Source organism: Kistimonas scapharcae, from assembly GCF_039540975.1.
Lineage (GTDB): Bacteria > Pseudomonadota > Gammaproteobacteria > Pseudomonadales > Endozoicomonadaceae > Kistimonas > Kistimonas scapharcae.
In genome coordinates, this window is record NZ_BAABFL010000354.1 from 1 (window position 1) to 8,200 (window position 8,200).

7 protein-coding genes are annotated in these 8,200 nt (G+C 51.5%); 3 read left to right on the plus strand and 4 right to left on the minus strand.

Annotated features, from left to right (window positions below):
* Positions 1–206 (plus strand): hypothetical protein (locus ABD892_RS12710; RefSeq protein ID WP_345196122.1); only part of this gene is annotated, 206 nt, incomplete at its 5' end.
* Positions 207–228: 22 nt separating this feature from the next.
* On the opposite strand, the gene ABD892_RS12715 is transcribed toward ABD892_RS12710, so the two are convergent.
* Positions 229–933 carry a response regulator transcription factor gene (locus ABD892_RS12715; RefSeq protein ID WP_345196123.1) on the minus strand — a complete coding sequence of 235 codons (705 nt, stop codon included), beginning with the start codon at positions 931–933 and terminating at the stop codon, positions 229–231.
* Between the two features lie 120 nt (positions 934–1,053).
* Complete coding sequence (locus ABD892_RS12720; protein ID WP_345196125.1) at positions 1,054–1,671, minus strand: lysophospholipid acyltransferase family protein; 618 nt, start codon at positions 1,669–1,671, stop codon at positions 1,054–1,056.
* Between the two features lie 142 nt (positions 1,672–1,813).
* Here ABD892_RS12720 and dinB point away from each other — a divergent pair, with 142 nt between their 5' ends.
* Positions 1,814–2,902 (plus strand): DNA polymerase IV, encoded by a 1,089-nt coding sequence (gene dinB / locus ABD892_RS12725; protein WP_345196126.1) that lies wholly within the window; start codon positions 1,814–1,816, stop codon positions 2,900–2,902.
* A gap of 92 nt (positions 2,903–2,994) precedes the next feature.
* Here the strand turns inward: dinB and ABD892_RS12730 are convergent, their stop codons facing one another.
* Together ABD892_RS12730 and ABD892_RS12735 are read right to left on the minus strand one after the other, a co-directional pair.
* Positions 2,995–5,604 carry a TRAP transporter permease gene (locus ABD892_RS12730; protein WP_345196127.1) on the minus strand — a complete coding sequence of 870 codons (2,610 nt, stop codon included), beginning with the start codon at positions 5,602–5,604 and terminating at the stop codon, positions 2,995–2,997.
* Positions 5,605–5,758: 154 nt separating this feature from the next.
* Positions 5,759–6,733 (minus strand): TAXI family TRAP transporter solute-binding subunit, encoded by a 975-nt coding sequence (locus ABD892_RS12735; RefSeq protein WP_345196129.1) that lies wholly within the window; start codon positions 6,731–6,733, stop codon positions 5,759–5,761.
* A 365-nt stretch (positions 6,734–7,098) separates the two neighbouring features.
* Here ABD892_RS12735 and ABD892_RS12740 point away from each other — a divergent pair, with 365 nt between their 5' ends.
* Positions 7,099–8,151 carry a hypothetical protein gene (locus tag ABD892_RS12740; RefSeq protein WP_345196130.1) on the plus strand — a complete coding sequence of 351 codons (1,053 nt, stop codon included), beginning with the start codon at positions 7,099–7,101 and terminating at the stop codon, positions 8,149–8,151.
* Positions 8,152–8,200 lie beyond the last annotated feature (49 nt).

Here is an 8,200-nt window from a genome sequence, read left to right on the forward strand (position 1 = left end):
AATTCCGAGACTGGCAAATATTATCGAATACGCCTCATGCTGGCTGCCATGTGGTCTGCACAGGAGTTTTTGAGTACTTACGAGTTGTTACATTAGTTGGAGGCAGTAATACGAACACTTTTGTGTTGACCGTTGAATCGATGACTTCCGGAAATCCGTGCTTGAAAACCGGTTGTGTGGTGATAACCGGTTTTCAAGCAAACTAAAAGATTGCTTTTAGGGTGATGATTATAAATCAGGTGTAGCGTTATCATCTGAAGTGGTAGGGGCTGTCGCTTGATTGTTTTGACTATCCTCATAATCCACTTCCAGCTGCTGCAGTGCAATCACGGCCTGGGTACGGTTGCGGACGCCCAGCTTCTTAAAAATAGCGGTGACGTGAGCCTTGATCGTGGCTTCAGAAACATTCAGGTCAAACGCAATCTGTTTGTTCAGCATCCCTTCACTGATCATTCCCAGTACCCGGAACTGTTGTGGCGTCAGAGACGCGATCTTCTCCTCCATCTCACTGCTGATCCGGTCAGTATCCCGGTTCAGATCGATGTTGGCTGGTGCCCAGATATTACCGTCAAGCACCTGCTGGATAGCAGTTTTCATGGCATCCAGCGGTGTTGACTTGGGGATAAAGCCAGAGGCGCCATAGCCTATGGCCCTCAGGATAATGGTCTCTTCTTCCCGGGCGGAGATAACCAGAACCGGCACATCAGGATAGTGGCCAGTCAGGAACATCAGGGCCGAGAAGCCATGGGCGCCGGGAATATGGAAGTCTAGAAGAACCAAGTCCGGATTCGGAGTGTCCTCCAACGCCTGTTGCAGGGCGGCGATCGTATCGGTCTCAATGATCCGGACATCATCCAGCACCTGGTTCAAGGCTGACTGCAGCGCGGTACGAAACAACGGGTGGTCTTCGGCAATGATGATCGTATGGGCCATGGTGTCTTCCATTCCTGTACGCGTTGTCAGATTGCCACCGGGACCGGTGCCCGTCAATTCATCAGCGATCTGGCGGTGAGTGGTTCCTTCCTTTATTGCTAATATAGCCGAATGGTTGGTTCAGGCAGGATCATTCTCAGGATGAAGGGGTGTGGAAGCCGGGTTGGCGCCTTCGGGCCGGATGCCGGTAAAGGCAGAGTAGAACTGGCGGATACAGGCCATATCCTTGGTAATATTGCCTGTGGGGCGAATGGGTTGGCCGAGCCCGACGGTCTTGGTGCGGGCATCCAGGTAACCGGGCAGGATCGGCACTCCGGCTTTCCGGGCGATATGGTAGAAGCCGGTTTTCCACTCACTGACATAGCTGCGGGTGCCTTCAGGGCTCAGGGCCAGTACCAGCCGGGGATAGCGGCGGAATGCGGCAACCGTTTGGCACACCAGGTTGCAGTTACGGTCACGATACACCGGGATACCGCCCAGCCAGCGCATAATCGGTCCCATGGGGCCGCGGAACAGTGAGGCCTTGCCCAGCCAGTACAGCTTGATGCGAAAGCGCAGGGCAATGGCCATGAACAGCAGAAAATCCCAGTTGCTGGTATGCGGCGCGCCGATGAGCACATAACGGCTCATGGCGGGTTTTTCCCCTTCCGTTTTCCAGCCGGCCAGTTTCATGCCCAGCCAGGCAATGAATACCATCAGGTGGCTGATGACCGGCGTGTCAAAAATCGTCAAGCGCATGGAAGTGTGCCTTAGCGTTCTCTGTTCAATGGGAAAAAATAGGAAACCTGACGGGAGCAAGCTTATTCGTATAAGCCTGTACATTTATTCAGGTAACGGGTGATAGAATGGCCTGAGTGAGTGATAAAACAGCTGACCGTTTATGCAGGATACCGGACGAAAAATCATCCATGTCGATTGTGACTGTTTTTACGCATCGGTTGAAATACGGGAAAATCCCGACCTCCGGGGGCGTCCGGTTGCGGTGGGCGGCATGCCGGATCAGCGTGGTGTGATCGCGACCTGCAATTATGAAGCCCGGGCTTTTGGCATCCATTCGGCCATGGCGTCAGCCTACGCCCGCAAGCTTTGCCCAGACCTGATTATTCTTAAACCGCGCTTTGACCTCTACAAAGCTGTCTCCCGAGAGATTCACCGGATCTTCGCAGATTACACTGACCTGATTGAGCCGCTGTCATTGGATGAGGCTTATCTGGATGTGACGGAGTGCGATAAGTGTCATGGCAGCGGTACTCTGATTGCCCGTGAAATACGGGCACGGGTCAAGGAAGCAACCCGTATCACGGTTTCAGCCGGTGTGGCATCTAATAAGTTCCTGGCAAAGGTTGCCAGCGACTGGAATAAGCCGGATGGGCTTTGTGTGGTCACCCCGGATCAAATCGATGATTTTGTCCGGCAGTTACCCGTGCGCAAGCTGCATGGGGTAGGTAAGGCAACCGCCGCCCGCCTTAAGCGGATGGGGGTAGAAACCTGTGAAGACTTGCGGCAGTTTTCACTGGTGGATATGACGCAGTATTTTGGCACCTTTGGTTCACGACTGTATGAATTGGCCCGTGGGATTGATCAGCGTCCCGTTGAAGTGAGTTGGCGCCGTAAATCGATATCGGTTGAAAACACATACGATCATGATCTGCCAGATATTAAAGCTGTACAACTTCAGATACCGGATCTGCTTGATGAGCTGAGACGACGCTATGAAAAAATCCAGCGGGAATATGCGGTCTCAAAACGGTTCGTGAAAATCAAATTCAATGACTTTACCCAGACGACACTGGAAGAGCTCTGTGCACTGAGTGAAAAAGAACTCTATTCACCGGATTATTTTATCAAGCTGGCAACCAAGGCCTGGGAGCGTAGAAAAAAGCCGGTCAGGTTACTAGGCGTTGGTTTCAGGCTTCATGATTTGAAACCGCCGGAAGCTCAAGCACAGCTGGAGTTGTTTGAATCCTGATACCAGCCTGTATCAATTGCCGATGCATTTTGTATTGACTGGATAAAGCAGCAAACCATCAGGGTAAGGCTATACCCTGATGGCTTTTCAGGTCAGGTCGTTACCGTTTCCGTTGAGTTGTGCATCGGACGGTTTTGATCACGACGGCGACGCTGTCCCAGATAAAGCACTGCCAGTAATAACAATGTGGGTAAATACAGCCATTGCTTGGCAGGGCGTGCCGTATTTTCGGTTTCTACATGCTGAATTTGCCAGTCAAAATCCAACCCGGCTTTTTCAGCGGCGGAACCGAATTCAATGTTATCAACTAACAGGCTGTTGCCGTCTTCAACCAGTTCCAGGCCCATGGCTGATAGCCGTTCATCGACAGAACCGCTTCCCGTTGGGAGAAGAATCGTTTTTTCAACGGCTTTCCCTTCCAGTGTTTCACCAGCAACCCGTAAACGAATATCGCTGTTGTCTGGCAGTGTTTCCAGCTGTTGATACAGTGCAGTCCCTGGCAGGTCTATACGTTCTGGCCAGAACCGGTCCCAGATAAAGCCTGGGCGGAAGAGGACAAAGGCTATCACCAGAAGGAGAATCGTTTCATACCAACGGGTTCGGGTTAACCAGTAACCCTGTGTTGCCGTGGCAAAGACCAGCATTGCGGCCAATGCGCTTGTTACCACCAGGATCAGGTGTCCGACACTGGTAATACCGATCAGCAGCAATTCCGTGTTGAAAATAAACATGAACGGCAGAATGGCTGTGCGGATGTCGTAGGTAAAGCCCTGGATACCGGTACGGATCGGGTCACTTTTGGCAATCGCTGCTGCGGCAAATGCTGCCAGTCCGACCGGCGGCGTATCATCCGCCAGAATGCCGAAATAGAACACGAACAGATGTACGGCGATCAGGGGCACGATCAGACCATGCTGAGCGCCCAGGGTGACGATGACCGGCGCCATCAGAGTAGAGACCACGATATAGTTGGCCGTTGTCGGCAATCCCATACCCAGTAGCAGACTGATCACGGCGGTAAAAATCAGCATGAGCAGAATATTGCCGTTGGCGATGAATTCGACAAACTCCGTCATCACCTGCCCGATACCGGTCAGCGTGACGGCGCCGACAACAATGCCGGCTGCGGCCGTTGCTACGCCTATTCCCACCATGTTCCGTGCACCGCTGACCAGTCCTTGAAGCAGGTCAGTGATACCGTCTGAGAGTGCCGCTGACACGGAGCCGGTTTCCTGGAAGAACGTAATCAGCGGGCGTTGTGTAACGACAATACCAATCAAAAAGACGGTTGCCCAGAATGCCGACAGCCCCGGTGAGAAGCGCTCTACTGCAATACACCATATCAATACGACAATGGGTAACAGGAAGTGCAGGCCGCTCAGTACTGTCGGGCCAACGGGGGGCATTTCAAGCACTTCAGTCTCGTTCTGCTCAAAATGATTGTCCGGTGAACGGGAAGCCAGCCAGGTCAATCCCAGGTAGGCGAGTAGAACCCCTGTGGCCACTATCCAGGTTGCGGCGTCGCCAAAGACCGTCTTGGTCCAGCCAATGCCGTAATACACCGCCAGGCTCAGGATGCAGAGTCCCAAAATGGTACCGCTGAACGACAGCAGTGACCGCACCAAACTCGGCTTGTTCCGACGTGGAAGGCCTTCCATTCCGGCTTTCACGGCCTCCAGGTGCACAATATAGAAGAGTGCAATGTAGGAAATTGCGGCGGGCAGAATGGCGCTCTTGATGACTTCCAGGTAAGAAATCCCGACATACTCAACCATCAGGAAAGCGGCGGCACCCATGATGGGTGGTGTCAGCTGTCCGTTGGTTGAGGCGGCGACCTCAATGGCGCCCGCCTTGGAGCCGGTAAAGCCTACCCGTTTCATCAGTGGGATAGTGAACGTACCGGTGGTGACGACGTTGGCAATACTGGAACCGGAAATAATGCCGCTGAGTCCGGATGATACAACGGCCGCCTTGGCAGGCCCTCCTTTCAGGTGTCCCAGCAGTGAAAAGGCGACGCGGATAAAATATTGACCGGCGCCAGCACGATCTAACAATGCCCCAAATAAAACAAACAGGAACACAAAGTTGGTCGATACGCCGAGCGCAACGCCAAAAACGCCTTCTGTCGTCAGCCAGAAATGGGACAGGGCTTTGTTAAGGCTGGCCCCTTTATGGGCAATGACTTCCGGCATGTACTGACCAGCGAACACGTAGATCAGGAACAGGGCAGCCACACACATCAGGGGTGGTCCCAGTGCCCGTCGGGTGGCTTCCAGCAATAACAGAATCCCAATGGTGGCAAAGATCAGGTCTGCCGTGATCGGGGCGCCAGCCCGTTCGGCCAGTGAATCGTAGAACAGAAAAATATAGGCAGCACTGAATGCTCCAGCCAGGGCCAGCAACCAGTCCTGGGCAGGCACTTTGTTTCGGGGAGAACGTTTCAGTGCCGGGCAGGCCAGGAATGCCATGAAAATGGCAAAGGCCAGGTGAATTGCCCGTGCCTCGGTATCATTCAGGATGAAAACGTCAAAAATAAACGGCAGTGGTGATGCATACCACAGTTGAAACAGTGACCAGCAGAGGGCGGTGATCAGCAATAATGTACCGGGTAGTCCACTTAGTCTGCGGGCGCCGGAATCGGCTTCATCGACAATCTGCTGTGCGGTGGATTGCACAGTCTCGGGTGTTCTGGTGTCGCTCATGGTCTCGTTAGCCTGTCTGGTTGGCATCAGGGATTGCCGTCTTTTGGACGCTGTCTCCCTGGTGAAATCCCGTCATGCAGGTCGCGAGCATGGGGTGGGAAAAACCTGCCAGCCAACGACTTAGACGTTGTTGACTGACAGAGGAAGGCAAACCTTACAGCAGGCCAGCTTCCTTGAAGTAACGCTCGGCGCCTTCATGCAGAGGAGCAGAGAGACCTTCTGACACCATGTCTTCTTTCTTCAGGTGTGTAAAAGCCTGGTGAAGCTTCTTGAAGTCATCGAAGTTGCTGAAGACAGACTTGACGATCTGGTAGACGACGTCAGGTGAGGTGTTGGTGGAGCTGACGAATGTAGCAGCAACACCAAAGGTGGTGACGTCATCCGGTGTGCCCTGGTACATGCCGCCGGGAATGGTGGCTTTGCGGTAGTAGGGGGCGTCAGCCAGCAGGGCGTCCACTTGTGGACCTTCCACAGGTACGATCACGGTTTCACAGGAGGTGGTGGCTTCCTTGATGGAACCACTGGGGTGGCCGGCAACAAAGACAAACGCGTCAATCTTGTTGTCACACAGGGCCTTGGACTGTTCGGCTGACTTCAACTCCGTAGCGAGTTTGAAATCATCAAAGGTCCAGTTGTACTCCTTGAGCAACTGCTCCAGTGTGCCGCGCTGTCCGGAACCGGGATTGCCGATATTCACACGCTTGCCCTTGAGGTCTTCAAAGGTTTTGATGCCGGAATCCTTACGGGCAACAACAGTGAAGGGTTCAGGGTGCAGTGAGAAAACGGCACGCAGGTCACTGTACGGTCCCTGGGCTTCAAACTTACTGGTGCCATTCAGGCCGTGGAACTGCCAGTCAGACTGTGCAACGCCCAGATCCAGCTCACCACCACGCATGGTGTTGATGTTGTAGATGGAGCCGCCGGTGCTTTCCACGGAACAGCGAATTTTATGCTCCTTACGGTCTTTGTTCACCAGACGACAGATGGCGCCCCCGGTTGGGTAGTAAACACCGGTAACACCGCCGGTGCCAATGGTGACAAACTGGCGTTCGGCGGCCTGGGCGCTCATTGCTGCGGCGGCAAGGCCGGCAGTGCAAAGGGCAAGACTGATTTTCTTGGCTATCGACATAGGTTCCCCCTGTCAGGTTTATCAATGTCCACGACAGTAACCGCACGCTGTCTGGCTGCTAGCAGTCTGTTGTTGTGACGTGCAGTGTGCAGGACACGACCTGCCGTGGGGTATGTTGTTTTTGTGTCACCGACGACCCATGGCTTATGGGTGTCGATGTTGTTGTTATGGCGGGCTGAGATCCAGCTTTCAGCCTGTTGTGACCGAAGTGTTATCCGTAGTGATACGCATACTATCAGGTAATCCTGTCGCCGAACAAGGTGCTCGATACGGGTTGACATTGGTGATATTTTGGTCGGACTGGTTATGAACTTCTGGTGATAAAGTGCGTCAATCATGTAACAACCGACATAGGCGGCTATCCAATGGCAATGAGTGCTGTAAATCCCCCGTTTTTCACTGATCCACTGTATCTGGCCTATCGCGAGATAAAAGCAGATAGAAAAGACACTGTTTATGCATATATGTATGATCGTCTTGTAAAGGTCACTCATGTGGAGGATTATTCGGAGGAGCAAGACATCCTTTCAGAAAAACTTCTGAAATTGACATCGCGATCTGTCGAAAAACCAATAACATTGCATAATATACGGAAAGCTATTTATTCTACGGATTATTTTAAAAAATATTTTCCTATTGTCATGATGGAGTTTTTCCGTCGGGAAAGTATTGAGCTGTTTCCTGATGATATCAAAATGTTGATGATAAAAAACAATATTAAGTCGGCGCCTAAAAACCGAGGAGAAGTTCAGAGTATATTTGTTCGATTTGAGGGGGCTAGTAAAAATCAGTCAAAGGATGCCTGTAGAGAACTTTTCACCATAGGGCGCTTTTATATACTAAAGTTGATGGATTTGCCTGAGCATTGTACATATACACCTTGTTATGAAGAATATAAAATGTTGTTTTCTTCCTTTCACACTGATACTGCTAATACTGGTTGGGGTGGTTGTAATGAAGAGTATCTTGGTTTACTGAGTTCGATAAAGGATTTTATGGAGCAAAAAGTCAGGGTTGATAGATGGTGTGAATATGATTATCGAAAAGATCGGTTGACGGGAAAAAAAGAGATTGATGATGACCCATTTGTCATACGCATACTTGCGAATATTGGTAGGGTGAAAAACGGTTTCATTCAGGCGGCGGCTGATACTCTGGTTCGTAAAGTTTGTTCTGAAGATCGATCCACCGGTTTTTCTCGCTGCTATCTTGATGGGGTTGTCAATCAATATCATGCGGATATATGTACGTTAATGTATAGAGTGACGCGTGAAATTAGAACAGCATCAGGTGAAATAAGAGTTTTTTGCAGAAAAGAAATGGAACTTTTGTGGAATTATCTTTCATCAGACTATCCATATGATGATGGAAGAGTGGCTTATTACTTCCTGATTACCACTGTGGCTCAGCCAGCTTGAGAAGCCTTGCTGGCATGGGGCAGGTTCGCGCAGCCATGTAACCCAGCCT